This is a genomic window from Pseudomonas sp. BS3767 (assembly GCF_900099665.1).
In the GTDB taxonomy this organism is placed as follows: Bacteria; Pseudomonadota; Gammaproteobacteria; order Pseudomonadales; family Pseudomonadaceae; genus Aquipseudomonas; species Aquipseudomonas cerasi.
Map to the genome: position 1 here is coordinate 599928 of NZ_FNCX01000001.1, position 25930 is coordinate 625857.

The window sequence follows — 25930 nt, forward strand, 5'->3', positions numbered from 1 at the left end:
CTCTGAGACGCCCACGCGGGGTCATGCCGACGATTGATACTGTCGGTCGGACTCTGAACCTCGGCTATTAATAAACCATCAAGGAAATATCAATATCTGATCAAGATGCGATGGTGCCGTGCGGCATGAAGCCGACCGTTTGGTCGGCTTCATGCCCTTGCTCAAGGCAACGGGTCGAATTTCAATTCGCTGAGGCTTTGTACCTTGTCTTCGCGAACCATCTTGTATTCGGTATTCGGGCCGATCCAGTGCGCCCAGATCGCGTCGATCTCACCTGCGGCTTCCATTGCGCGCAGCGATTCGTTGACCTTCGCCAGAAAGGCCGGTTCGCCCTGGCGCATGCCGGCACCGATGGGCTCAAGCGCCATCGGTTCCTTGGCAATGGCCAATTCCACGCCGCCGGCCTTGGCCTGCCCTACCAGCTTGATTGCGGTCATGGTGTTGGTCACCAGACCCACCACCTTGTTCTGTTGCAGTGCCATATAGGCAGAGCCGGTGTCCTGGAAGGTCACTGGCGTCGCGTCAGCCAGACGGATCGACTGCTCGGAGGTAGAGCCTTTGGTCGAACTGATGCGTTTGCCCTTGAAGAACGATTTCGGTTGATCGGCATTCGCGGCACGGACTACCAGTGTTTCCTTGGCGATGTAGTAAGGGTCGCTGAACTGGATCTGGTCGGCACGGCTCTTGGTGTAAGCCAGGTTGGCGAAAATCACGTCCACACGGCCCATTTTGACTTCCGGGATACGTGCTTCGACCGACAGTGGCTTGAGTTCCAGCTCCACGCCCATGTGTTTGGCCAGGGCTTTGCAAAGATCGACGTCCATGCCCACCAGTTCGCGGGTTTGAGGGTCCGGTGCCGAGAACGGCGGAACGTCGGCATACACGCCACAGCTCAGGCTTTTCTTGCTCATCACATCGCTGAGCTGATCAGCATGGACCACCGAAACAGCCAGCGGCGACAACGCCAGTGCAGCCAGTACAGACTTGATACGCATGGTGAGACTCCTGGAAATGAATTGAGTGATTCGCTGAAATCAGTGCCTGCGCTCAATGGCTGCGCAGGTCGGCAATGAAGCGCTGGGCACGCGGATGGCTCGGTTGCTGAAAGAACACCTCAGGGCTGGATTTTTCGAGGATCTGCCCCGCATCCATGAACCAGATGGTGTCGGCCACTTCCCGGGCAAAATTCATCTCGTGGGTGACGCACATCATGGTCATGCCCTCTTTGGCCAGGCCTTTCATGACGCCGAGCACCTCGCCGACCATTTCCGGGTCAAGAGCGCTGGTGGGCTCGTCAAACAGCATGACGGGCGGCTCCATCGCCAGCGCGCGAGCAATCGCCACACGCTGCTGCTGGCCACCGGACAACTGTGCGGGGTAGGCACCGGCCTTGTGTGCCAGCCCCACCCGATCCAGCAACTCCATGGCGCGGGCGCGCGCTTCACTGCTCTTCAAGCCACGGACCTTGGTCGGGGTCAGGATGATGTTGTCGAGCACCGACAAGTGCGGAAACAGATTGAAGCTCTGGAACACGAAACCCACGCGGCTGCGCAGCCGATTGACGTTGGCGTCGGTGCCGTTCACGTCACGGCCGTCAAACAGAATCTGGCCTTCTTGCACGTCCTCAAGACGATTGACGGTGCGGATCAGTGTCGACTTGCCCGAGCCTGAGGGCCCGCACAGCACGACCACTTCGCCGCGCTGCACCTCGGCGGTGATATCGGTCAGGGCCTGGTACTCGCCATACCATTTATTGATCCTGGAAAACATGATCATCGGATGCATTGGGCAACCCTCAATTATCGGTAGTCAAAGGCCGGGGAACGGGCACAGGCGATACATCGCCTTCACGTTTGCGGGCAATCCGCTGCTCCACCACGGCGGCGAGACGGGTCAGGCCGTAGCACAGCACGTAGTAAGTGATCGCCAGGATGAAGAACACCTGAAACGGCTTGGTCAGCAGTTGGTTATTGATCTGATTGGCAGCAAAGGTCACTTCCTGGACGTTGATCACGTAGCCCAGCGACGTTTCCTTGATGATCGAAATGAACTGGCTGATCAGACTCGGCAAGGCGTTGTACAGCGCCTGCGGCAGGATCACCCAGACCGTGGTGCGCAGGTAGCCCATGCCCAGTGCGCGGGAGGCTTCGTATTGACCGGTCGGCAGCGCCTGAATAGCGCCGCGGATGATTTCGCACAGGTAGGCGCTCTGATAGACCACCAGCGTGCAGAGCATGGTGGTGAAACCGGTGATGTTATGGCCGATCAGCAAGGGGACCAGAAAGTAGGTCCAGAAAATCACCATCAGCAGCGGAATGCCGCGCATCACGTAGACCCAGACCGTCGCCGGGTAGCGCAGCCAGCGCCACGGCGAAACCCGCGCCAGCGACAACAGCAGCCCTAGAGGAAAGGCCAGCAACAGGGCCAGCGCCGCCAGCATCAGCGTCGAAATCAGGCCGCCCATCGGACCGTGGGGGTATTGACCGACCAGCAGCAAGGTCCAGTTATCGCGAACAATCGTGAAGACATCGAACATCGCCGCCTACCTCGCCATGGCTTTGCTGAATTGCCGGGCCAGCACAGCACCCAGGCCCATCAGCATCAATGAAATGGCCAGGTAGACCACGGTTGCGACCAGATACGCTTCGAAGGTGCGGAAGGTGTAGTTCTCGACTTCGCGGGTGGCATAAGTCAGCTCCACCACGCCGATGGCCATGACCAGACTGGTGTTCTTGAACAGCAGGACCGTGTGATTGATCAGCGACGGCAGGCAGTTGCGAACCCCTTGCGGCAGGATCACGTAACGCATCGAGCGCACATAACCCAGGCCCAGCGCGCGCGACGCCTCGACTTGCCCGGCCGGAATCGCGCGTAACCCGCTGCGAATGTCTTCACTGAAATACGCCGCCTGGCAAAGGCCCAGGGCGATGACCGAAAACAGGTACTCGGTGCTGTAGTTGGCCAGCCAGATCTGTGTGTTTTCGGACAGCAGCGTGGGAATGCCGAAATACCAGAGCATCAGTTGCACCAGCGTCGGCACATTGCGGTGATAGGACACATAACCCGCCACCAGGCGCTCGGCGTACTTGTTGCCGGTCAGGCGAATCGACACCAGCAGCAGGGCTACCGCCATGGCCAGACACCAGGCAACGAATGCCAGTTGCAGGGTCGTTTCTATGCCCTTGACGATCAGCTCGGCGTACTCGCCCTGCAGGATCGCTGAAAGATCGAATTTACTCGTCATGGTTGTTCCCATAGACATTCAGCCAGGGCAGAAGCAAGGCGCCAGCGGGTCTGGCGCGGGTATGACATGGCGGCTGATGCCGCTCTCGTGATGGGGGACAGCCCTTGCAGACGCAGCCTCAGCCTTCGTAGTCCTGCGGACGCGCAGTCGACAGACCGCCGGGCACCTGCAGCGTCGGGGTGATTTCCATATGCCCGATGTTGACCGCGATGGGCGCGGCAATCACATAGGCGATCGCATCGGCAATGTCCTTGGCCACCGGCAGCTCATAGCCCTCGATGAAACGCTTGCGCACTTCCTCGGAGTCGCCATGCACGTGAGCGAAGATATCCGTCGCCACGCGCCCCGGGCAGATTTCGGTGACCCGCACGCGCTTGCCGAAGGCATCGATGCGCAACTGACGGGACAGCATGCTTACCGCAGCCTTGGTCGCGTGGTACGTCGAGTTGCCACCGAAGTTGTAGGCAGCAGCGATCGAACTGATGTTGATGATGTGCCCGCAATCACGCTCGACCATCCCCGGCAACGAGAGCCTGGCAATCTGCAATACTGCGCGCAGGTTCACATCGACCAGCAGATCGATCCCTTCAGCGTCCGCCTTGAGCAGCGAGCCGGGCCGGTCGACGCCGGCATTGTTGACCACGACATCGAAATGATGGGCCTGAAACAAGGCCGTCAGGCCAGCCAGATCAGTCACGTCGATAGCGTGCGCGATACAACCGGTGCGCTGCGCCAGTGCCGCCAGCTTGTCTGCACTGCGCGCCAGCGCATGGACCTGCAAACCTTCGGCACACAGCCGCTCGACGACGGCCTCGCCAATGCCGGAAGAAGCGCCGGTGACCAGCGCGGTTTTATAATCGGAAAAAGGCATGTCAGGGTTTCCTTGAATAAGCGTCGATCAGCCGCTTGGCTGTTAATGCTGATCGCCTTGTACTGGACTTTAACGAGCGTCATGGGCAGCGACCAAGACACAATGGTTGTGTGGCAATAAGCTGCGCTTATGACCCGAGCAACTGTGAAACCGGGGTGATGACACCGCCCTGCTCTTCGATGCTCCGGCGAATGCTGCGCGCCAGCTCCACCGCCCCCGGCGTGTCGCCATGCAACAGAATCGACTGGGCGTTGACCGCCACACGCTTGCCGCTCAGGGTCGTTACCGAGCCGTCCTGCAACAGTTGCGCAACCCTGGCCCTGACCTGCTCCGGGTCTTTGATCACCGCACCGGGCGTACCTCGCGGCACCAGCAGGCAATTTTCGTCATAGGCGCGATCAGCCAGAAAGGTCGTTGCCACCCTCAGGTTGCACGCCTCGGCGGCCTGCTCGATGGCCGCGCTGCTGGATGAGCTGATGATCATCTGCGGGTCAAAACCTGCAACAGCCCTTACCAAAGGCCCGGCCAGTTCGGCATCCGCTGCGGCCATATTGCCCAGCGCCCCGTGAAAACTCATGTGCGTGACGCGGTAACCGGCAGCGGCTGCAAGGCCCGCCAGAGCGCCGAGTTGATACACCACAATGGCGCACAACTCCTTGAGCTCGATGTTCATTCTGCGGCGGCCGAACCCCTGCAGATCCGGAAAGCCGACATGCGCACCGAGATCAATGCCCAGCGCCTTGGCGCGGCGCACTGTGCTGTCCATGATCAGCGGATCCCCGGCATGAAAGCCGCACGCCACGTTGGCCGAGGAGATCAATGGCATCAGGACCTCGTCCTCGCCCATGGTCCAGGGCCCGAAGCCCTCACCCAGATCAGCATTCAGATCAATGCGCATGATCAAGTTCCTCCAGTTCAATCAGCGGCTGGCCATAACCGACGCGCTCGTTTTCGGCGGCCAGGAAGCGCAGTACGCGCCCTGCCTGATGACTGCGCACCGGCAGGTACAACAGGCCGATACGCAACAGCCCCAGCAACTGCCCCACAGCCACTGCATCGCCGGGTTTTACGTAGCTGCTGCGTTCATCGGGATGACTCGATACAAACACGCCGGGGTTGTCGGCACTCACCACATGGGCAGCCAGCGCCGACGGTTCAACGGCGACCTGTGGCGCAGAGGGCACAGCGCAGGCCTGTACAGGCTCGCCGCGGCGGATCAACAGCTCAAACCCCGGCCGCCTCAACTCCAGCACAGTAATGCCGGCGTCCCGAATACACGCTGCCAGCTGGCGAATCTCTTTGATGTCCATCAGCGATGTCCTTGCAGGCTGCGCAGCGCGAGCACGCGCCGGGCGTCTTCGATGAAAGCGTGATTGGTGTCCAGCGCGTCGACCGCTTCGTCGTAGCTGCACTGCACAAAACGGACCTTGCTGCCGATCGGCGCCTGGCCAAGACGCCACAGATCGGCCTCGATGACTGTGGCAAACTTGGGATAACCGCCACTGGGCTGGGCATCCCGCATCTGCACGATCGGCTGTCCGCCGTGGGGCACCTGAATCACGCCAGGCACGATGCCATGAGAGCGGATTTCCAGCGTCTCGCGCGCAAGCAAGGGCGTGCCCTCCATGCGGTAGCCGTAACGGTTGCTCTGCGTGGTGATTTTCCACTCACCGGCAAAAAACGCTGCTTGCGCCTCGGCACTGAAACAGTCGAATTCGGCAGCCGGCAGCACGCGGATGGCCGGCAGCCCGTCAAGCAACAACGGCAAGGCCGCCACCGACGATTGCACCCCGAAATCACTGGCACGCAGTTCGTTGGCAGCGCCCGCAGGAATCACATCACCCTGCTGCAACGCACGGCCCTGCCAGCCACCAAAAGCGCCGCGCAATTGCGTGCTGCGCGAGCCCAGCACCAACGGCACGTCGACGCCGCCGGCCAGACACAGATACACGCGGCTGCCCATCGTCGGGTAATTGAGCCGCAACACCTGATTCTTGCGTGCCTGAGCGACCCAATTGCCTGGCAGCCGCTCACCATCGAGCGACGCGGCGCAGGCGGCGCCGGTGATCGCGAAGGTGCAGTCATCGACAAAGCGCACTTCGAACGGGAACAGCGGAATTTCAATCCCCGCCGCGTCTTCATCGTTGCCCAGCAACAGGTTGCCGAGCCGCAGTGACAGCGTGTCCATCGCGCCAGACGTGCCGACGCCGTAGCCGAGGCTGCCGTGTCGCCCCAGATCCTGAACGGTCGCCAGTGACGTAGCGCTGATAACTTCGATCATCGGATGATCCTCTCGATACGCAAGCGCAGTTGATCGCCGGGTTGCAACAGCGCCGGAGGCTGCTGACCCGCATCGAAAAACACCATTTCCGTGCGTCCTATGGTGTTCCAGCCACTGGGGCCGGCCGACGCGGAAATACCCGTCTGAACGCCACCGATGGAGACCGACCCGGCCCCGATATCGAGTACCGGCACCTTGCGCCGCGGCGTTGCCAGGCGCTGGTCCATACCGCCCAGGTAGCAATAACCCGGATGGCTGCCCAGGGCGTACACCGGGTACAGCGGCTCACAGTGCAGATTGGCGATGGTTTCGATATCCAGCCCGGTATGGGCGATGACATCGGCCATGTGCGGTCCGCCGTCACCGCCGTATACCACCGGCAATTCAATGATCCGGCCCTGCAACGGCAGCGGCTGGCACTGCTCCCAGGCCTCCAGCAAACGGGTTTTCAGACCGGCCAGGTCCCGCGGTGGCGCCGCGAAGGTCAGCATCAGGTTGTTCATCCCCGGCACCGCCTCGCGTACCTGCGGCCAGTCCTTGCTCAGACGGGCCAGTGCCCATATGCGTTGCTGCGGTGCCAGGTCGAGCTCGCCGGGTGCTTCGAACAGCAACGCGGTGGTTCCCAGCAAGGTGATTCTTGGCGCATTCGGCGCCTGCACGAGACTCATGGGTGGCTCCTTGTCTGCAACCAGCGCTCCAGGTGATGAATGTCCATGCCACCCTTGCAGAACACCGGGTCCTGCAGAATGTCGCGATGCAGCGCGATGTTGGTAGAGATGCCCTCGACGTGCATTTCGCTCAGTGCCAGACGCATGCGTGCCAACGCCTCATCGCGACTGGCACCATGAGTGATGACCTTGGCCACCATCGAATCGTAATAAGGCGGAACGCGGTAGCCGTGGCTGACATGCGAATCGACCCGCACGCCGAAACCACCGGGGATCTGCCAGCGGGTGACCTGGCCCGGCGTCGGCATGAAGCTGCGCGGGTCCTCGGCGTTGATCCGGCACTCCAGCGAATGGCCCGACACCGTTACGTCGGCCTGACTGAAACTCAGGCGCTCGCCCATCGCCATGCGGATCTGCTGCTGGACAATGTCGATGCCGGAGGTCATTTCCGTTACCGGGTGCTCGACCTGCAGGCGGGTGTTCATCTCGATGAAATAGAACTCGTCCTTTTCGAAGAGGAACTCGAACGTGCCGACGCCCTGATAGCCGATCTGGCGGCAAGCCTGTGCGCAACGCTCGCCCACCCTGGCCATCAATGCTGCGTCGATGCCGGGTGCAGGCGCCTCCTCAAGCACCTTCTGGTGGCGGCGCTGCATCGAGCAATCCCGTGAGCCGAGCCAGACAGCATTGCCATAGGCATCGCACAACACCTGAATCTCGACATGGCGCGGCTGGCCCAGAAACTTCTCGATATACAACTCGGGATTGCCGAACGCGTGTCGGGCTTCTTCGCGGGTCAGCGCAATCGCATCGAGCAGACGAGACTCTTCCTGAACCACACGCATGCCCCGCCCTCCGCCGCCGCCTGCGGCCTTGACGATGACCGGGTAACCGATGTCGCGAGCGATCTGCAGAATGCTCTGCGGGTCGGCCGGCATGCTGGTATCCGGACCGGGTACGCACGGCACGCCGGCTTCGCGCATCGCCCGCTTGGCAGCGACCTTGTCGCCCATGACCCGAATGCACGCAGCACTGGGGCCGATGAAGGTAAGGCCAGCCTGCTCGATGCGTTCGGCGAACATGGCATTTTCAGACAGAAAGCCATAACCGGGATGGATCGCCTGAGCACCGGTCAGTTGCGCGGCATAGAGCACGGCCGCCTGATTCAGATAGCTCTGCGCCGCTGCGGCGGGACCGATGCACAGCGCTTCGTCAGCCTGTTGTACATAACCGGCATCGCGATCCGCTTCGGAATACACCGCTACCGTGCGCAGGCCCAGGCCCTTGCAGGCACGCTGGATGCGCAGGGCGATTTCGCCGCGATTGGCGATCAATACTTTATCGAACATCAAAAACCCCTGATCGGTGAACCCGCAAGACGGCCTGCAAGGCAGCTCAAGACCATCACGCAATGCTGAACAGCGCCTGACCGGCCTGAACCTCTTCGCCATTGGCAACCAGAATGGCAGTCACCACCCCTGCCGCCTCAGCCTTCACCGGATGAAACATCTTCATGGCCTCGACCACCGCCAGAGTCTGCCCCACCTCGACGGACGTACCGATCTCGACAAAAGGCGGCTGGTCGGGTGCCGGGGTCAGGTGCAACACCCCGTACAGCGAGGCGCACGCCTGTGTCTGTTGTACGGCGGTCGTCGTACTTGTCTGAGTCGGAGAAACAGTGCGCGCTGCGAGCGTCGTCTGCACTGTCGCAACAGCCGGATTGACGCGGTTGGCGACCTGAGCGGGCTCGCGCAGCAAACGCAGCTGCGCGTCACCTTCACACAGGCTGAGTTCGCTCAGGTCCGATTCGGCCATCAGGTCGATAAGTGCTTTGATACGTTCCGGATTCATGCAAGAGCCCTTGCCTGGCAAATGAAATGTGGCTGAGGGCAATGTAACGAGGCAGGTTTTTGACCGCCAAGACGGTTTGACTGTGGGGTGATAAGCGCCCCTTATGACGTCGGGATCACTGCGCGCGGCGGTTGCCGCGCATTTCGGCGACCAGTTCCAGAAGGATCGCCTTGACCGCCTGGGCCGGCACCGACAGCGGCAAGTGCCCGGACAGGCACAGCGCGAGAGGGGCTTCGATCTCGGGTTCGACAATGCGGCTCAGGTTGACCGCATGCGTGTCTGCCAGCACCCGCGCTGCAGATTCGGGAAGAATGGTCGAGCCGAATCGATCGGCGACTGCCGCAGCCAGCGTCGTCGAAGATTCGACTTCTGCCACCACCCGGGCACTGTGCTCGATACGCACAAATGCCTCGTCTACCAGACGACGGACAGTGTTGTAGGTGCGCGGCAACAGCAGGTCGATATCGGCCAGTTCCCTGAGCGGAATTTCCTCGCGACCCTGAAGCGCCTCTTCGGCACTCACCAGGTACAGCTGCTCGCGTATCAAGGGCACAAAACTCAAGCCATGTACCTCGCGTCCGCCATAAAGAACGGCCATGTCCATACGCCCGTTCATGATCAACTCACTGAGGGTGGTGCCAAAGTTCTCATTGAGGTACAGCAGAATGCCCGGATGACGCTCGCGTACGCGTTTGAGCAATGGCAGCGACAGGGTCGAAGCGGCAGTGCCGGGTGCCAGCCCTACCGACACAGGCCCCGATAACGCCAGACCACTGGCGTTGACGTCACTCTGTGCCTGCTCGCACTGGCGCAGGATCACCTGAGCATGCCCGTACAGCACCTTGCCCGCCTCGGTCGGGGTGACGCCGCGCTTGGTGCGGATCAACAACTGTTGCTGCAACTCGGCCTCCAGCGTCACCAACTGCTGACTCAGCGCAGGTTGTGCGATGTGCAGCACATCGGCGGCCTGAGTCAGGCTGCCGATATCGACAATTTTCACGAAATATTTCAAACGGCGAAGGTTCAAGGTGCTGCACTCCAGAGTCACGACACACGGGCTTCAGCAAGACCCAGGCCAGCTCTGGAAAAACCAGGCATAAGCAATTGCTATGTCAGCTCCCGCTGAATGGGCTCGCCAGGCGCTGATCCCCCTGCAACCATTGCACGCCCGCTTTTGGTGCGACGCCGGTTCATCTGCGGTCATAAGCGCTGCCTATCAACCCAGAACGAAATGGTCTTATGGCGCTCGCTGCTCTGGCTCGTAACGTATTCCCCGTCAAGGCCATCAACGAGGAATGCCAACGTGACCGCATCTCGCATCGCTGCCCGCGTGCTCCGCATCAAACCGTCGCCAAGCAGCGCTGCTGCCGATCGGGCCAATGAACTGCGGCGCGCAGGCAAATCGATCATCAATCTGGTGGTTGGCGAGCCGGACTTCGACACACCGGCGCACATTCGTCAGGCCGCCTGTGCCGCCATCGAGAACGGTGAAACACGCTACACGCTCAACGCTGGCACCACGGCGCTGCGCGAGGCAATCGCCGCCAAACTGCAGCGTGAAAACGGCCTTGCTTACGCGCCCGGCCAGATCATGGTGACCAGCGGTGCCAAGGCCGCGATTTTCAATGCATTCGCGGCGACATTGAGTGTCGACGATGAAGTGCTGATCCCCGCGCCTTACTGGGTGTCTTACCCGGACATGGTCCTGGCCTGCGACGGTCGTCCAGTGACCCTGGCCTGCCCGGAGGAAAACCAGTTCAAGCTGACTGCCGCGCAGCTGCGCAACGCGATCACGCCGCGCACCCGCTGGCTGCTGCTCAATTCGCCGAGCAACCCGACCGGTGCCACCTACAGCGCATCCGAATGGCGCGCGCTGGCCGACGTACTGCTCGACTACCCGGACGTGCTGGTCATGACCGACGACATTTACGAGCACATTCGCTACGACGACGCTCCGCTCAGCCACCTGCTCACTGTCGAGCCAGCGCTGCGCGAACGCGTGCTGATCATCAACGGCGTGTCAAAAACCTACGCCATGACCGGCTGGCGCATCGGCTACGCAGCAGGCCCCGGCGATATCATCAACGCGATGGCGACCCTGCAATCACAGTCCACCAGCAACGCCTGCTCGGTGAGCCAGGCCGCTGCGGTGGCCGCCCTGACCGGCGACCAGTCTTTTGTCGGCGACAGCGTCAAGGTCTACAGACAGCGCCGCGATCGTTGCCTGGAGCTGATCAACGCGATTGACGGCCTGAGCTGCATCAAGCCCGAAGGCGCGTTCTATCTGTACGTCAATTGCGGCGCGCTGATCGGCAAAACCACACCGTCAGGCTCGGTACTGGAAGCCGATACGGACGTGGTTCTGTACCTGCTGGAAAGTCAGGGCGTTGCCGTTGTCGCAGGCACCGCCTATGGCCTGGCACCGTTTTTCCGGATGTCTACGGCGACTGCCCTGGAAACCCTTGAAGACGGCTGCGCGCGCATTGCGACTGCTGTCGCTGCGTTGCGCTGAGCACCTCGACATGACGACGCCGAGCCATCCGGCCCTGACCTTCAAACAGGCCTTGTTGGCCATGCTCGGCATATCACTGGTACTGGGCCTTTCCGCGCTGGATCAGACCGTCATCGGCAACGCACTGCCAAGCATCGTCGCCGAGCTCAACGGTTTCGAGTTGTACGCCTGGGTCGCCACCGGCTACCTGCTGGCCTCTATCGTGACCATCCCGATCTTTGGCCGGCTGGGCGATTTTTACGGGCGCAAACCGTTCGTGCTGACCGCAACAGTCATCTTCACGCTGGCCTCGCTGCTCTGCGCACTGGCAGACAGCATGTTGGTACTGGTGATCGGGCGAGCCTTGCAAGGTGTGGGCGGCGGTATGTTGATCGGTACTGCCTTTGCCTGTGTGCCCGAGCTGTTTCCCGACACCCGCCAGCGGTTGCGCTGGCAGGTGTTGCTGAGCGCCATGTTCAGCGTGGTCAATGCCATCGGCCCGGGGTTGGGCGGTTATCTGTCCGGCGAGTTTGGCTGGCGGTCGGTGTTTTGGTTGAACCTGCCCCTGGGCGTGATTGCCTTGTTTTTTGCCTGGCGCTTTTTGCCGTGGTATCGCCCGCAAGGCCATCGACCCCATTCTGACGGTGCGATCAGGCTCGACTGGCTCGGGGCTTTATTGATCGTCCTGACGCTGGGCAGCCTGCAACTGTTCGTCGAATGGCTGGGCCAGCGTTCCCTGCGCGTCAGCCTGACATGTGGCGCCGTGACCCTCGCTGCCATGCTCGGCCTGTGGTTCCACGAGCGCCGCTGTGCCTTTGCCTTGCTGCCCGCCGGGCTGTTCGCCAACCGCAGCATCCGCCTGCTGTTCATCATGTCGCTGTTGGCCGGCGCCATCATGTTCACCCTTCTGTTCTACCTGCCGCTGCTGTTGCAGGGCAGCTACGACTACTCGCCGCAGGACGCCGGGCTGCTGCTCACACCGCTGGCCCTGAGTATCACTTTGGGCGCAATCGTCAACAGCCGGATCGTCACGCGTCTGACAAACCCCAACTGGTTACCTATTGGCGGATTCATTGCCCTGTCGGTTGCCTGCATCGCCTTGGCACTGGTCGGACTGCACGCCGGCTTCACGACCTTACTGGGGCTGATTCTGCTGGCGGGGCTGGGCCTGGGGTTCATTCTGCTCAACCTCACCGTGTTCACCCAGACGCTCGCCGAGCGGCAATTTCTCGGCATTGCCACGGCGCTGACCCAGTCCTTGCGACTGGTCGGCGGTTTGCTGGGCACAGCGGCCATGGGCGTGCTGGTCAAGGTGCTGTATGTCGCCAATCTGCAAAGTGCGCTGAACGCAGCAGGTCAGGCGTCGGCCTTACCGCGCCTGGCCGACCCTCAGGTTCTGCTGCAGCACACGCCTGCCAATGTCGATGCGGCGCTGCTGATAGCGCGCACCGCCCTCGCCCAGGCGGTGGGCACGGGGCTGCTGACATGCGCCGGGCTGGGCGTGCTCGCGTTGCTGGTTCTGCACCGCCTGCCTCGCGTCACCCTTCATCAGGTATCCCATGCAGCAACGTCTGCAACGGATTCATCTGCAACACCTGTTCCTGAAAAACAATAAGAAACCTGACTGCCGCCCGACCCTGCCTCTCACAACACTTAATGACAGTATGAGGATGAATCCGATGGAGCGTATCAATCGCGCCGCCCCTTTCGTTGCGGGCTTTTGTGGACTGCTGATCGCTCAGCAGAGCTACGCCGAAGGTTTTCTGGAGGACAGCAAGGCCAGTATTCTTGCGCGTAACTTCTTCAGTAACGCAGACAACCGCAGCGGCGCCGCCGACCCGAACTACACTCAGGAGTGGGGCCAGGGCTTCATGCTCAACTACCAGTCGGGCTACACGCCGGGCACAGTGGGCTTCGGTGTCGACGCACTCGGCCAGTTGGGCATCCGTCTGGACTCGGGCAAGGGCCGTCACTACAACCCGCAAAGCACGGCGTTCAACGGCAATATCTTCCCCACGGACAGCGATGGCCGCGCGGTCGATGAGTTCAGCAGCCTGGGCGCGACGCTCAAGGCACGCGTCTCCAGAACCGAACTGAAATACGGCACGCTGGTGCCCATGCTGCCGGTGGTGATGTCCACTGACCGCATGTTGCAACAGACTTTTCGTGGCGGGCAGATTCAGTCTGGCGACCTGAAGGACTTCACCTTCACCGCAGGCCAGCTGGAGCATGTCATGGGCCGTGGTTCGACCAATCAGATGGGCATGTCGATTCCGGGTGCAAACAATCCGCTGACCGGCGAGTTCGTCAACAAGTTCTACTATGCAGGCGTCGATTACAAACCGACCAAAGACCTGACCTTGCAGTACTACTACGGCAACCTGGAAAACTTCTACAAGCAGAACTTCCTGGGCCTGAAATACGACATGCAGCTGGGTCCGGGCATACTGCGCACCGACCTGCGCCACTTCGACAACCGCTCGGACGGCGCCAACGGTCACGACCCGGCGTACTACACAGTTGGCTATTACGGCAACGGCGTCACCAAGGGTGAAGTCGACAGCCGCCTGTCCAGCGCCCAGTTCACCTACCTGATCAATGGCCACACCTTTGCTGCGGGTTACCAGGCGGTGACCGGCGACAGTGATGCTGTCTGGCTGAATCAGGGTGACGGCTCGACTGCCTACTTCATGACCGAATCAATGATCGGTAAATTCCAGCGTGCCGGAGAGCGCACCTGGCAGGTTCGCTATGGCTACGACTTCGCCAGACTGGGCGTACCCGGCCTGAACTTCCTGGCCATGTATGAAAGCGGCTCGAACATCCAGACGTCCGACGGCGACAAGAAGGAATGGGAACGCAACGTTACCCTGAGTTACGTGGTGCAGTCCGGCCCGGCGAAAAACCTCAGCATCGCGCTGCGCCACGCGCAACTGCGCACCGAATTCGCCAGCCAGCGCGATTCCGATGAGCATAGGGTGATCGTCAGTTACCCGATCAATATTTTCTAAGGTGCTCAATACGGTGTGCTGACTCACCGCGAAAGGGCCCGGACTGACTGGGCCCTTTTGGACACTCAGCTCGATACCTGATCAAGAAATATCAACCGCGGCGGCTCTGCCAGCAACTCGCCGCTGACCGCCGCGAACTGCTGGTAGTGCGACGTGGCGACATGTGCGTCCAGTGCTGCCTGATCCTTGAAGCATTCACGCATGTAGAACGTGCCGCGCTCATCACGCGCCTCGAACAGCGTGTACTCGATATTGCCCGGCTCCGCCCGGGTCGGTTCCACCAGTGCCGATAATGCGTGTTTCAGGGCCGCCTCTTTGCCAGCACTGGCTTTCAGGACGGCCATCAAGGCCATTGGCTTTGCAGATGTGTTCATTATCGATGCTCCGGTATTCGATTCGATCAATGGGTCGGTGCGGGCGCAGCGTCTATTTTCAAACGCAGCAGGCTGTAGGGTTTTTCGCGCTTGTCGTGGCCGGCGTTGAAGTTGGCCTGGCGGTGCAACTGGTTGACGATGAAGTACAGATAGCCATCCGGGCCGATCGACAAGGTGTCAGGCCAGAGCATGGCGGATCGTGTGCCACTGTTTGCCAGGTGCCGTCCGGCAGGCGCTTGCGAATCGAATTATGCTCGTAGTCGCCTGCGTATACGGCGCCTTTGGCATCAGCCTCCAGGCCATCCGAAGCGCCTTTTTCACCGAGGTCCTGCACCGCCGCTGCCAACTGCTGCTCACTGACCTTGCTGTCATTCAACAGATCGGTGGCCACGGCATACAGATGACGGCTGGACAACGGCGAGAAATACAGTGTCTTGCCGTCTGCCGACAACGCAATGCCATCCGAAGCGACGCCGACCGGTTTGCGCGTTCCGTTCGGGCCATCGCCCAGCACGGCCACGCCCTCGACGACGGGTACGAAAGCCGGATCGACAGATGTTGACTGCGCCCCGTTCAGGCGCCGCACGGCGTGACCGCTGGCAATATCCATGACAATGATCGCACCCGGCCCGCTCAAGGATGAATCCGTTACATAGACCGTGCCCTCCGATCCCTTGCGCAAGTCAAAGCGCATGTCGTTGACATAGGTGCCGGGCAAGATGACGTTATCCGGAAACACCAGGCGCTTGACGATTCGGTTGGTGGCCAGGTCCACCGCAACCAGTTTGGCGCCGCCTGGACGCGGAGACGCAAAACCCGGTGCGGCCGTGTCCAGAAGCCAGACACGGCCCTTGCCGTCGGCGACCACACTCTGCACGCTGATCAGCCCATCACCAGGGTCTTTGGGGTTCTCCTTGTTGACCGCCAGATCGGGGTAGGCAACCACTTTGCCGTCACGAATCTCACCCACCGTAAACGGCACCTTGTCACCCCAACGAGGGAAGTTGACGAAAATTCGCCCGGTTTCAGTGACTGTCACACCGGTGGGCATCGCATCGTAAAAGGCATGCACCTGTTCGAGCTTGCCGATCGGTTTGTCGGCAGGCGCACTGGCAGGCAATGGAATGGCGGTCGCGCCGTAGGCCAGCGAAGTGGCGAGTGTGGCTACGGAAATGATGGCAATTGCGGCGGAAATTTTCGTTCGATGCATGGTGCTCTCTCCTGAAGGGCCAGCGGCCCATCAGCATTGGGGGCTTTTTGTGCCATAAACAGGTTGGCGATTAGTCTGAGCTTTCTTGTTACAAAGAAAAACGCGGGTAACACGCTAACACTTTCAACGCGAAGGCGAAGATCCGTGTTGCTTGCCAGCCATTCCCTGCAGTCAGCATCCTGACGATCAGCGGTTTTGATGACGGTCAGCATCAATGCTATAGTCACGCTCTTCCTGGCCCAGAAAGCCACAATCAGACAGGCAAAGAGGCGACCCCTATGAGAGTCACCAAGGCCCAGGCCCAGGCCAACCGGGCACATATCGTCGAGACGGCCTCCGTGCAGTTTCGCGAGCATGGCTATGACGGTGTCGGGGTCGCCGACCTGATGGCTGCGGCAGGCTTTACCCACGGCGGGTTCTATAAGCATTTCGGTTCAAAGTCCGACCTGATGGCCGAGTCGGCGGCGTGCGCCATCTCGCAGACCGTGGCGCAATCGACCGGCATCGATCCAGCGCAGTTCATCGATTATTACCTGTCCCGAGAGCACCGTGACAACCTTGGCACGGGCTGCCCCATGGCCGCGCTGAGCGGCGATGCAGCGCGCCAGTCGGACCCGGTCAAAGCAACCTTCGCCGACGGCATCGAGAGCCTGCTGGCAGCGCTTGCTCCCGACCAGGCAGCACCCGGCGGCGAAGAATGGAAACAGGCGCGGGCAAACACCATCGACCGCTTTGCCCATGCGCTGGGGGCGCTGCTGCTATCACGCAGCTGCCCGGATGACTCGCCGCTGGCGGACGAAATACTCGAGGTGTGCCGCGCGAAGATGCGGGCACACCTGGAGTCCGGGCAAACCGACTGACCGTCTCAGGAAGGAAACAGTTTGCTCAGGCACGCCAGCTTCTTCTTGTATGACTTGCGCGCCACCAGCGCTTCCTCCAGCGTTACAGCCACGAATCGGGCGGTCTGATTGGGTTGCATCTGACCGATCAGATCCAGGTCCGCGCTGATCACCGTGCCGATCATCGCGTAGCCACCGCCCGATACGGCATCACGGTGCAAGACAATCGGTTCCAGCCCGGCAGGCACCTGAATTGAACCGATCGGGTAGCAGCTGTCGACGATATTGGATGGATCGGAACCGGCGCCGAAGGGCTGCTCCCTGGGCTGGAAGGTCAGCGCCCTGCCCCCCTTGAAGCGATAACCGATGCGGTCGGCTTCCGACCCTACGCTCCAGGGCTCGGAGAAAAAACTGGTGGCGGCAAATTCGGTCAGACGCTCGTAATACAGGCCCGGCACGACCCGCAGATACACTTCCCCGCCCAGAGACTGGCGCAAGGCCATCGGCAGGCTGGCCCCGGCACGTCCCTTGCCGCTGGGCGTGCCTATCGGCAGCAGGTCATCAGCGGCCAGTCGGCGCCCCTGAAAACCGCCAAGCGCACCCAGCGTGTAAGTCGAACGGCTGCCCAGTACCAGCGGCACATCGATACCGCCCGCGACGGCCAGATAGGTACGCGCGCCGTCCTTGGGGAAGTCGAAGCGCAGCACTTGCCCGGCCTTCACCGCAAAGGCGGTGTCGTGGTGCATTTCCACGCCGTCGAGGCGCGCCGCCATGTGCGCGCCGCAGACTGCAGCCAACGTGTCGCACTGGAACTCCAGTTCCGGCCCCAGCAGTGTGCATTCAAGCCCCGCCGCGCCGGGCGGATTGCCGACCAGCTGATTGGCGGCGCTGAGGGCGTACTGGTCGAGCGCACCGGAGGGCGGTATGCCCAGGTGGTAATAGCCCTCGCGGCCGAGGTCCTGAACCGAGGTGGCCAGACCGGGTTTGAGCACCTTGATCATGCCAGCACCTCCTGCAACGACTTGGGATAGCCCACCGGATCGGCGAGAAAGGCATCCAGTGAAAACTCGACCGGGCGGATGCGCAGATCGAAGCGTCCGGCTTCCACCTCTGCGACAGCCTCGTCATAGGCTTGCCGGTCAAGCGGCTTGAACTGGACGATGTCGCCAGGCCGGAAAAACACCATGTGCTCTTTCAGATAGGCCAACCCCTGCTGCGGGTCATAGATCGGCGCCGGAGTGACGCCAAACATCTGATAACCGCCCGCCCCGCGTACCGAATAGATACAGCCGAAGCAGCCGCCGTGACCGAGTGTGAGCTTGGGGGTATCGGTGCGCGGACGCAGGTATTTGGGCACTTGCAGCTGGCGTTCGCGTTCCACCATCTGGAACATGAACGGCAGACCGGCGACAAAACCGACCATCGAAACGAACCACGGCGCGCCGCTGTGCGCCGCGATGAAGGCATCGACATCCGCCAGATTATTGATGCGTGCTGCGTATTCCAGGTCGGTGGAACCGGGGTCCTGATGGCGGTCACGAAAGCGCATCAGGGTTTCGTGGGTCCACGGATCGTTGTACAGCACCGGGATCTCGATGATCCGGGTCTGCAGGGTACGTTCGGCGACTGCACCGGCCTCGGCCGCCCTTACCGCCTCGAGCAAGGCATGCGGTGCGATACGGTCCGGGTCAAAACGAATCTGGAATGACGCGTTGGCCAGACACACGTCCAGCACACCATCGAGCGCCAGACGCTCGACCGCACGGGTCACCGCAAGCCCCGTGAAAAATGCTTCCAGCGACATACTGTCACTGACTTCGGCGAACAGATGTTCATCAGCGCCAAAGCTGTAGCGAATCGGATCAGCCATGTCTGTTCCTTTCTTGAAATCGTTGTAGAACGGCAGGCAAAAATCAGTAACACAGCTCGTGCGTCTACGCGCACGATGCCGTTGACTCAACGCGGTGCACGCACCTTGACGCCTGCAGCGTCCAGCGCCAGGCGTGTCGCTTCTGCAAGGTCCAGCGCGCCGGGCGTATCGCTGTGCAGACAGATCGAATCGAATTCGATGCTCAGGTCCTCACCTTCGACAGTACGCACCAGACCTTGCAGGCAAGCGCGCACCACGCGGGCTGCGACTTCGGTCGGGTCCAGGGCCCGTACGTGACGGGTGAAAACGATGGAGCCGCTGACGTCGTAATCACGATCGGCGTAGAACTCGCGGATCACCGGCTGGCCCAGCTCCTCGGCGATCTTGCAGATCACCGAACCGGGCATGCAGTAAAGCAGCAAATCGGGCTCCAGGCGCTGCAGGTTTTCCACCAGCAGGCGGGCTGCGGCTTCGTCCCTGGCCAAGTGCATGTACAAGGCTCCGTGGGGTTTGAAATGCTGCAAGGCCACACCCTGAACCCGCGCCAGCTCGCGCAGGGCGCCCAGTTGGTAGAGCATGTCGTCGACCAGTTCCTGGGGCGTCGAGTTGATATGCCGGCGGCCAAAGCCGACCAGATCACGGAACCCCGGGTGTGCGCCGATGGCAACGCCCAGACGTTTCGCCTGCTCGATCGTGCGGCGCATGGTGCCAGGGTCGCCCGCGTGAAAACCGGTCGCAATATTGGCCGAGCTGATAAAGGTCATCAATTCAGTATCGACGCCGTCACCAATGGTCCACGCGCCAAAGCTTTCACCCATGTCCGAGTTGAAATCCACCTGCATGGCTGTTGCTCCTGTGGGTTGTCCGGACAAGGGGCTATCCGGCTTCATGCAAAGCACGTTAAATTCACCCGCACCCCTTGGGTAGATCTATTAACAGATACGCCATCTTCTGAAAAACAGATACCCCGCTACATCGAACGTCTGTCTGGAGTGCTTATGTCCCTGACCTTGCGCCAGGTCCGTTATTTCGTGGCAACTGCCGAGATCGGGCAAATCTCGCAGGCGGCCATTCACCTGAACATTTCCCAGTCGGCGGTCACCACGGCGATCAAGGAGCTGGAGAGCATGCTCGGCACCCTGCTGTTTCAGCGCTCGGCGCAAGGCATGAGCCTGACTGAAGCAGGCCGTCATTTTCTCAACAGGGCTTACGTCATTCTGCGCAGCGTCGATGATGCGCTGAACAGTCCGCTGCCCGATATCCGCGCCAGCGGCGTATTGCGTCTGGCCGCCAGCTACACCGTCATCGGCTACTTCCTGCCGCATCATTTGCAGCGCCTGGAACACTGGCACCCGGACGTCGCCATCGAGGTGCATGAGCAGGAAAGACAAGCCATCGAACAAGGCCTGCTACAAGGTCGCTTCGACATGGCGGTGGTGCTGACGGCCAACATCACTCACCCGGATATCATCTCGGAAACGTTGTTCAACTCCGAGCGCCGCCTGTGGCTGTCCAGCCATCACCCGCTGTGTCAACGCGCCTCTGTCAGCCTCGCCGACGTCGCGCAGGAGCCCTATATCCTGTTGACCGTCGACGAAGCCGAACAAAGCGCCATGCGCTACTGGGAACTGGCCGGGCAGCAGCCCAACGTCAGAATCCGCACCAGCTCGGTGGAAGCAGTACGCAGCATGGTCGCCAACGGCAGCGGCGTGGCGATCCTTTCCGATCTGGTGCATCGCCCCTGGTCGCTGGAAGGCAAGCGTATCGAAACAATCACCGTCACCGACACAGTAACGCCCATGAGCGTCGGCCTGGCCTGGCACCGCGAACGTGAATTGAGCCCGGCCATGCAGGCCTTCCGCAACTATTTTCATGACGCATTTCTGGCCCCGCAGCAACTGTCGGCACGGCGTTGAACCCGCGGCACGCTATTGCGCAGGCCGTGTCGGTGGCCGAGTGACGGGCGCATGCTCGGCCATCAGCTCGGTGATCCAGTCGATAAACACGCGGACCTTGATGCTGATGTGACGGTTCGGCGGGAAAGCCACGTACATCGGCATGCTGTCCAGCTGCCAGTCTTCGAACAGCGGGACAAGGGCTCCGCGCTCCCGATATGGCCTGGCCATGTAGTCCGGCAGCCAGAGAATGCCCATTCCGGCCAGCCCTGCGGCAACGTAGGCATTGCCATCATCCACCGCCAGCGTATAGCGCCCCTGCACATGGACCTTTTCCCCGGCGCGGTGCATGGCGTAGGGCAGCGCCTTGCCGGTGCGCGCCCACAGATAGCCGACGATGCGATGGGCCGAGTCTTCAAGCTCTTGCGGATGAACAGGCGTGCCCATGCGCTGCAGATAGTCCGGCGCAGCGTAAACGCCCAGTTGCAGGTCGCCCACCCGCCTCGCCATCAGCGACTGATCGGCTATTTCACCTCCCCGCACCACGCAGTCGACGTTCTCGCCGATCAGATCGACCATACGGTCGCTGACGCCCATATCGATCTGAATGTCCGGATAACGCGCATGAAACCCTGGCAAGGCGGGCAACAGCAGCATGCTGGCCAGCGGGCTGGGTACGTCCACGCGCAAACGCCCTCTGGGCAGCGATGTTGCACTGGACAGGCTGGTCTCGGCGTCATCCATATCGGCCAGCAGCCTGACCACGCGCTCGTAAAATACCGCACCGTCGGCAGTCACGTTAACCCGCCGCGTGGTGCGGTTGAGCAGCTTGACCCGCAAGCGTACCTCCAGTTGCTGCACCAGTTGCGTCACGCTGGTCTTGCTCATGTGCAGCGTGCTGGCAGCCTTGGTGAAACTGCCGGTTTCCACCACGCGAGCAAACGCTTGCATTGCGTCGAAACGGTCCATCCTCGCCCCGCCTGTCTTGTCCCATCAGCCTGTCGATTGTTTGGGTTTCCCAAACAGTGCTGAGTACGGTTGCTCGTTTATCGCGCTGACGCAAGTCCTTACTGTGGCTTCAACGCTGACTTCAGCCTTCGTACTCAAGCTCTGATGGAGATCCCCATGACCCAACGTGACGTCGTTTTCCCGGCTGGCCGCCAGGCGCTTTACGAGCGCAATCGCTATTCGCCCGCCATACGCTCCAATGGTTTTCTGCTCGTGTCCGGACAAGTCGGCAGTCGCGAAGACGGCTCACCCGAGCCTGATCTGGAAAAACAGGTGCGCCTGGCGTTCACCAACCTGAACGCCATCCTGCTGGCGGCCGGTTGCACCTTCGACGATGTGGTCGACGTGACGGTGTTCATTGTCGATCCCGAGACAAGGTTCGAGCGGATATGGAAGCTAATTCCCGAGTTTTGGGGCGAAGCGCCGCACCCGACCCTGACCGGCGTCGGCGTGACCTGGCTGTATGGCTTCGATTTTGAAATCAAGGTCATCGCCAGGCTGCCGGAAGCCGTCGAGCAATAACCGGGCAGCGTGGGTCCGCTCAGCGGCGAATCGGCACCACACGGTCGCTTGCATCCGCCGCCAGGGGCTCTTCGAACTGCTGGAAGAACTGCCCGGAAACGACATGATCGAGAAACTGCGCCTGCTCTTCGGTGGCCAGACGTATCGGCGAGTAGCCGTCGGCATCGGGCACTGCGAAAAGGCGCGCCTTGCGTTCGTGGGCCACCGCGATGAACGCCCTTTTCTCTTCGTCGGACATCGACGAAAAACAATCGGAAAGATTTTCCAGCGAGCGCACCGCCAGATCCTGGTCGAGCTGCTTGTCATCCGTGAACATCAAATGCCAGACGAAATCGAAAGAAAGCTCAGCGAGGGCACGCATAGACGGGGTTCCGTGGGGTCGAGAGGTGCGAGATTCACCGTTCGCCACGATTCGGTCAAGCGCTAAAGGATGACCTGCGTGAGGCGTAGCGTTTAAAGCAGGAAAATGTCGCATTTGCGGGTATTTGCCTGGCTAGACACGGCTGGACGCACAGTGGGGATTCTCGATCAGCAGCGCCATGCCTTGCCCGCCGCCGACGCAGGCTGCCGCGATACCGTAACGCAGGCCTGCGTCGCGCAGTTGCCGGGCCAGAGTCATGACCAGACGCAGCCCGGTGGCAGCCAATGGGTGACCCAGGCCCAGTGATCCACCCAGGCAGTTGAGCCGCTCGTGGTCCAGCTCCAGCGTTTGTGCCACTGCCAGAACCTGAGCGGCCTGCGCTTCATTGATTTCCAGCCGACCGATATCGCTCAGCGCCAGCCCGCTGCGCTGTAACAGCAAGCGGATCGCAGGTGCGGGGCCGATGCCCATAAACTCTGGAGCGACACCCGTCACCGCGCTGGCCAGCAGATGCGCCAACACCGGTCTCGTTGACTGTGAAGCACGCCCCACCAAGGCCGCCGCCGCGCCATCGACCACCGCACAGCTATTGCCTGCGGTCTGCACACCGTTCGCGTGAATGGCGCGCAAACGCGATAGCGCTGCGAGATGGGTCGCACGCGGATGGCTGTCCTGCGTGACCACTTCAACCCCACGCGGCAACTCGATGCCACGCGGCTGATAGCCTTCCAGCGCAAAGCGCTCGCGGCTGACCGGGACAATTTCCTCGGTCCATTTGCCGGAAATCTGTGATTGCAGCGCCCGCTCATGGCTGAGCAAGGCATAACTGTCTACCGCCTCACGACTCAATCCATGACGCTTGGCGAGGTTGTCTGCGGTGGAGATCATGTCCATCGCCGGTGCCGGGTCATACAGCGCTTCCCAGAGAAAATCCTTGAACTGCACGGCGGCACCGAGCGAGAAGCCATTGCGGTGGGTATAGGCCGCGATCGGGTTGCGCGACATGGACTCGGCGGCGACGCACAGCGCCATCTGCCCACCTTCGCCCACGTGCAAGGCGGCCTGGCGCAACAGTTCGAAACCGGTCGCGCAGATGCGTTGCACACCCAACGCCGGAACGCTCTGCGCGACGCCGCTGTACAGGCCGATGTGCCGGGGCAGCAGGTACGCATCGAAACTGGCCTGCGCCATTGAGCCGGCCAGTACGCTGTCGACTTGATCCGCCTGAATGACGGCCCGCGCCAGGACCTCGCGGCCGACCTTGATACCCAGATCGATGGGCGAAACAGGCGCCAGAGCACCGCCCAGATCCACCCAGGGTGTGCGCACGGCATCGACGATGGCCACGTCGCTGAATGCCGAATACTGCCCGCCGCCACTCATGCCTTGGGCTCGGCACTGAGCTTGTCGGGGTCCTGATCACGGTACAGCGCTTCGACCTTGTCTGCGCGCCACTGCAGGACGGCGCGCTGGTTGATCGACCCCTTGTCGGTGATTTCGCCGCGATCGATAGACGCGGGCTCATCAAGCAGCACGATCCACTCCAGCCGGCTGGCGTTGCCGTTCGCGCCCTGGTTCAGGCGCGCCAGCCAGCCGGCGAACCACTCACGCACCGGCGCACTGGCCAGGACCTGCGCATCGCTGGCCTGTGCATCCAGCCCGGCCAGTTGCCGGCACTCGTGCACCCTGGGAAACACCAGCGCCCCGAGGCATTCGCGGTCAGGCGCGGTGATGACCACATCCTGCACGTACGGCGAGCCTTCCAGCACCGCGCGGTTGCGCATCGGGCCGACACTGACGAACACGCCCGACGACAGCTTGAAATCCTCGGCCAGTCGCCCGTCGAACATCAGGCCCAGCTCCGGGGCCGCAGGATCGGCAAGCTTGATCGCATCGCCGGAGCAATAGAAGCCGTTCTCGTCGAACACTTCGGCCGTCTGCTGCGGCGAGCGCCAATAGCCCGGCATGATGTGCGGGCCACGAAAACGCCCTTCGAGCTTGCCATCCACCGGCACCAGGCACACTTCGCATCCCGGTGCGGGCAGGCCGATATATCCGGCCATCGACAAGGGCCCGGTGGTGAACGTGCAGGACGGCGCGGCCTCGGTCATACCCAGTCCGGCCATCATGCGAATCCGCTCGCCGCAATGCTGCTCGGCCACCCGGTCAAGACGATCCCAGATGCTTTGCGACAGGCCGGCAGCGGCGAAGAAGAACAGCTTGATGCGCGAGAAGAATCGCTCGCGCAGCTCGGCGTCCTGCTCCAGTGCGTTGACCAGCTCTTCCCAGCCCTTGGGCACAGTCAGGTAAGCGGTAGGCGAAATTTCCTTGAGGTTGCGCAGCGTCTCGGCGAAGCCTTGTGCAGTTGGCTTGCCGTTGTCCAGATAGAACGTGCCACCGTTGTACAGCACGATACCGATGTTGTGACTGCCGCCGAAGGTGTGGTTCCAGGGCAGCCAGTCGACCAGCACGGGCGGCTCTTCGCCGAACACCGGGAACGTCTGCAACAGCATCTGTTGATTGGCACACAGCATGCGCTGGGTAGTCACCACTGCCTTGGGCAGTTTGGTCGAGCCCGAAGTGAACAGAAACTTGGCGATGGTGTTGGGGCCGCTGGCCAGGAAAGCGGCCTCGGCCTCGCTGCCACCCGGCTCTTCGAGCAGGCTGGAGAAGCTCAGCTGAGGCCTGCCATTGAGCTGTCCGCGTACAGTGATGACGGGCGTTTCCGCAGGAATGATCGCATCGATGGCACGCTGAAACGGCGCGGCATCGCTGACAAATACCAATCCTGGCTGCAATACGTCGCAGACGTGGCGTAACTTGGCGAAATCCTGAGACATGACCGAATACGCCGGTGATACCGGGCAGTACGGAATGCCGGCGTACATGGCCCCCAGAGCAAGCTGCAAGTGCTCGATGTCGTTACCTGACAGCAACGCCAGCGGCCGATCGGCGGAAAGGCCGTACGCCAGCAGGCTCTGTGCGATAGCGCGCACGTCAGTCAGCATCTCGGCATAACTGACCTTGCGCCAGCCGCCCCGGCTGTCGCGCGCGGCAATGAAGGTCTGTTGTGGACGCAACCGCGCCCAGTGCACCAGTCGGTCGAGCAGCCGGTCGGGTAACCGCGCCAGAGGTTCCAGGGCTCGCATGTGCAGAACGCCCTGCTCTTCCCGCACCTCGATGGGCGGGTGGCCGATGGAGACCTGACGGTAGCGCGGTGGATTATCTTCACTCTGCAGCGTTGATGATCTGATATCGGAACTCACGTGCGTTCTCTCCATCAAGGTACGCAGGCACCAAACGCCATGCAGCGGTCCGGGCCGAGCGTTGCAGCACCAGGCTGCAGCCTTGTTATTGTTATGCCTGACTTACCGGCGACACAGTCTTGTACAAAAGACCGCTGCCGCCAGCCTGGAAGCGTTCGAATCGGATGG

27 protein-coding genes and 1 pseudogene are annotated in these 25930 nt (G+C 61.5%); 6 read left to right on the forward strand and 22 right to left on the reverse strand.

Annotation, left to right across the window (positions count from 1 at the left end; genetic code table 11):
- Window positions 1–161 precede the first annotated feature (161 nt).
- The 12 genes from BLR16_RS01985 to nac form a co-directional block, all read right to left on the reverse strand.
- The gene (locus BLR16_RS01985; protein WP_058396896.1) at window positions 162–995 is read right to left on the reverse strand and encodes an ABC transporter substrate-binding protein; all 834 of its coding nucleotides are present in this window, start codon (window positions 993–995) and stop codon (window positions 162–164) included.
- Window positions 996–1047: 52 nt separating this feature from the next.
- Entirely contained in the window at window positions 1048–1776 is a 729-nt protein-coding gene (locus tag BLR16_RS01990; protein ID WP_170846033.1) for an amino acid ABC transporter ATP-binding protein, read from the reverse strand.
- Between the two features lie 19 nt (window positions 1777–1795).
- A complete protein-coding gene (locus BLR16_RS01995; protein WP_003435366.1) occupies window positions 1796–2536 on the reverse strand; it encodes an amino acid ABC transporter permease in 741 nt (246 codons plus the stop codon).
- Between the two features lie 6 nt (window positions 2537–2542).
- Complete coding sequence (locus BLR16_RS02000; protein WP_003370856.1) at window positions 2543–3244, reverse strand: amino acid ABC transporter permease; 702 nt, start codon at window positions 3242–3244, stop codon at window positions 2543–2545.
- Between the two features lie 118 nt (window positions 3245–3362).
- Window positions 3363–4115, reverse strand: a complete 753-nt coding sequence (locus BLR16_RS02005; RefSeq protein WP_003370854.1) for an SDR family oxidoreductase — start codon at window positions 4113–4115, stop codon at window positions 3363–3365.
- Window positions 4116–4242: 127 nt separating this feature from the next.
- Window positions 4243–5013: a LamB/YcsF family protein gene (locus BLR16_RS02010; RefSeq protein ID WP_003370850.1), complete on the reverse strand. Its 771-nt coding sequence runs from the start codon at window positions 5011–5013 to the stop codon at window positions 4243–4245.
- Window positions 5003–5425, reverse strand: coding sequence for a biotin/lipoyl-containing protein (locus BLR16_RS02015; protein WP_074806437.1), 423 nt, complete (start codon window positions 5423–5425; stop codon window positions 5003–5005). Before BLR16_RS02015 ends, BLR16_RS02010 begins: the two co-directional genes overlap by 11 nt.
- Complete coding sequence (locus BLR16_RS02020) at window positions 5425–6396, reverse strand: 5-oxoprolinase subunit C family protein (RefSeq protein ID WP_074806434.1); 972 nt, start codon at window positions 6394–6396, stop codon at window positions 5425–5427. Before BLR16_RS02020 ends, BLR16_RS02015 begins: the two co-directional genes overlap by 1 nt.
- The gene (gene pxpB, locus BLR16_RS02025) at window positions 6393–7064 is read right to left on the reverse strand and encodes a 5-oxoprolinase subunit PxpB (RefSeq protein WP_003370843.1); all 672 of its coding nucleotides are present in this window, start codon (window positions 7062–7064) and stop codon (window positions 6393–6395) included. The genes BLR16_RS02020 and pxpB overlap by 4 nt, the downstream gene beginning before the upstream one ends.
- Window positions 7061–8413, reverse strand: coding sequence for an acetyl-CoA carboxylase biotin carboxylase subunit (accC, locus tag BLR16_RS02030; protein ID WP_003370840.1), 1353 nt, complete (start codon window positions 8411–8413; stop codon window positions 7061–7063). The genes pxpB and accC overlap by 4 nt, the downstream gene beginning before the upstream one ends.
- A gap of 55 nt (window positions 8414–8468) precedes the next feature.
- Window positions 8469–8915: an acetyl-CoA carboxylase biotin carboxyl carrier protein gene (locus BLR16_RS02035; RefSeq protein ID WP_003370838.1), complete on the reverse strand. Its 447-nt coding sequence runs from the start codon at window positions 8913–8915 to the stop codon at window positions 8469–8471.
- A gap of 115 nt (window positions 8916–9030) precedes the next feature.
- A complete protein-coding gene (nac, locus tag BLR16_RS02040; RefSeq protein WP_003370836.1) occupies window positions 9031–9942 on the reverse strand; it encodes a nitrogen assimilation transcriptional regulator NAC in 912 nt (303 codons plus the stop codon).
- A gap of 276 nt (window positions 9943–10218) precedes the next feature.
- Between nac and BLR16_RS02045 the strand changes: the two genes are divergently transcribed.
- The 3 genes from BLR16_RS02045 to BLR16_RS02055 all read left to right on the forward strand — a co-directional run bounded on the left by BLR16_RS02045 (window position 10219) and on the right by BLR16_RS02055 (window position 14417).
- Complete coding sequence (locus tag BLR16_RS02045) at window positions 10219–11427, forward strand: aspartate transaminase (RefSeq protein ID WP_074806431.1); 1209 nt, start codon at window positions 10219–10221, stop codon at window positions 11425–11427.
- The gene (locus tag BLR16_RS02050) at window positions 11399–13021 is read left to right on the forward strand and encodes an MFS transporter (protein WP_161437858.1); all 1623 of its coding nucleotides are present in this window, start codon (window positions 11399–11401) and stop codon (window positions 13019–13021) included. Before BLR16_RS02045 ends, BLR16_RS02050 begins: the two co-directional genes overlap by 29 nt.
- Before the next feature lie 64 nt (window positions 13022–13085).
- Window positions 13086–14417 (forward strand): OprD family porin, encoded by a 1332-nt coding sequence (locus BLR16_RS02055; RefSeq protein WP_046719368.1) that lies wholly within the window; start codon window positions 13086–13088, stop codon window positions 14415–14417.
- A gap of 65 nt (window positions 14418–14482) precedes the next feature.
- Here BLR16_RS02055 and BLR16_RS02060 read toward each other — a convergent pair whose 3' ends face one another.
- The 3 genes and pseudogenes from BLR16_RS02060 to BLR16_RS28495 form a co-directional block, all read right to left on the reverse strand.
- Window positions 14483–14791, reverse strand: coding sequence for a putative quinol monooxygenase (locus tag BLR16_RS02060; RefSeq protein WP_003370828.1), 309 nt, complete (start codon window positions 14789–14791; stop codon window positions 14483–14485).
- A 26-nt stretch (window positions 14792–14817) separates the two neighbouring features.
- Window positions 14818–16001, reverse strand: a pseudogene (locus BLR16_RS02065) (L-dopachrome tautomerase-related protein).
- On the reverse strand, window positions 15956–16228 hold the full coding sequence (locus BLR16_RS28495; RefSeq protein ID WP_129402409.1) for a hypothetical protein: 273 nt from the start codon (window positions 16226–16228) through the stop codon (window positions 15956–15958). The pseudogene BLR16_RS02065 and the gene BLR16_RS28495 overlap by 46 nt, the downstream one beginning before the upstream one ends.
- A gap of 51 nt (window positions 16229–16279) precedes the next feature.
- Between BLR16_RS28495 and BLR16_RS02070 the strand changes: the two genes are divergently transcribed.
- Entirely contained in the window at window positions 16280–16861 is a 582-nt protein-coding gene (locus BLR16_RS02070) for a TetR/AcrR family transcriptional regulator (RefSeq protein WP_046719366.1), read from the forward strand.
- A 5-nt stretch (window positions 16862–16866) separates the two neighbouring features.
- Here the strand turns inward: BLR16_RS02070 and BLR16_RS02075 are convergent, their stop codons facing one another.
- From BLR16_RS02075 to BLR16_RS02085, 3 genes are all read right to left on the reverse strand, one after another.
- Window positions 16867–17841, reverse strand: coding sequence for a 5-oxoprolinase subunit C family protein (locus BLR16_RS02075; RefSeq protein ID WP_003435392.1), 975 nt, complete (start codon window positions 17839–17841; stop codon window positions 16867–16869).
- Window positions 17838–18710: a 5-oxoprolinase subunit B family protein gene (locus tag BLR16_RS02080; RefSeq protein WP_003435393.1), complete on the reverse strand. Its 873-nt coding sequence runs from the start codon at window positions 18708–18710 to the stop codon at window positions 17838–17840. The genes BLR16_RS02075 and BLR16_RS02080 overlap by 4 nt, the downstream gene beginning before the upstream one ends.
- Before the next feature lie 86 nt (window positions 18711–18796).
- Window positions 18797–19552: a 5-oxoprolinase subunit PxpA gene (locus tag BLR16_RS02085; protein WP_074806425.1), complete on the reverse strand. Its 756-nt coding sequence runs from the start codon at window positions 19550–19552 to the stop codon at window positions 18797–18799.
- Between the two features lie 156 nt (window positions 19553–19708).
- Between BLR16_RS02085 and BLR16_RS02090 the strand changes: the two genes are divergently transcribed.
- Entirely contained in the window at window positions 19709–20626 is a 918-nt protein-coding gene (locus tag BLR16_RS02090; RefSeq protein WP_003346362.1) for a LysR family transcriptional regulator, read from the forward strand.
- Window positions 20627–20638: 12 nt separating this feature from the next.
- On the opposite strand, the gene BLR16_RS02095 is transcribed toward BLR16_RS02090, so the two are convergent.
- The gene (locus BLR16_RS02095) at window positions 20639–21574 is read right to left on the reverse strand and encodes a LysR family transcriptional regulator (RefSeq protein WP_058416492.1); all 936 of its coding nucleotides are present in this window, start codon (window positions 21572–21574) and stop codon (window positions 20639–20641) included.
- 156 nt (window positions 21575–21730) lie between these two features.
- On the opposite strand from BLR16_RS02095, the gene BLR16_RS02100 reads away from it, so the two are divergent.
- Window positions 21731–22135 carry a RidA family protein gene (locus tag BLR16_RS02100; RefSeq protein WP_054080952.1) on the forward strand — a complete coding sequence of 135 codons (405 nt, stop codon included), beginning with the start codon at window positions 21731–21733 and terminating at the stop codon, window positions 22133–22135.
- Between the two features lie 19 nt (window positions 22136–22154).
- On the opposite strand, the gene BLR16_RS02105 is transcribed toward BLR16_RS02100, so the two are convergent.
- The 3 genes from BLR16_RS02105 to BLR16_RS02115 form a co-directional block, all read right to left on the reverse strand.
- Entirely contained in the window at window positions 22155–22496 is a 342-nt protein-coding gene (locus BLR16_RS02105) for a hypothetical protein (protein WP_003370812.1), read from the reverse strand.
- 132 nt (window positions 22497–22628) lie between these two features.
- Entirely contained in the window at window positions 22629–23879 is a 1251-nt protein-coding gene (locus tag BLR16_RS02110) for a thiolase family protein (protein WP_003435397.1), read from the reverse strand.
- On the reverse strand, window positions 23876–25762 hold the full coding sequence (locus BLR16_RS02115) for a feruloyl-CoA synthase (RefSeq protein WP_161437850.1): 1887 nt from the start codon (window positions 25760–25762) through the stop codon (window positions 23876–23878). Before BLR16_RS02115 ends, BLR16_RS02110 begins: the two co-directional genes overlap by 4 nt.
- Window positions 25763–25930 lie beyond the last annotated feature (168 nt).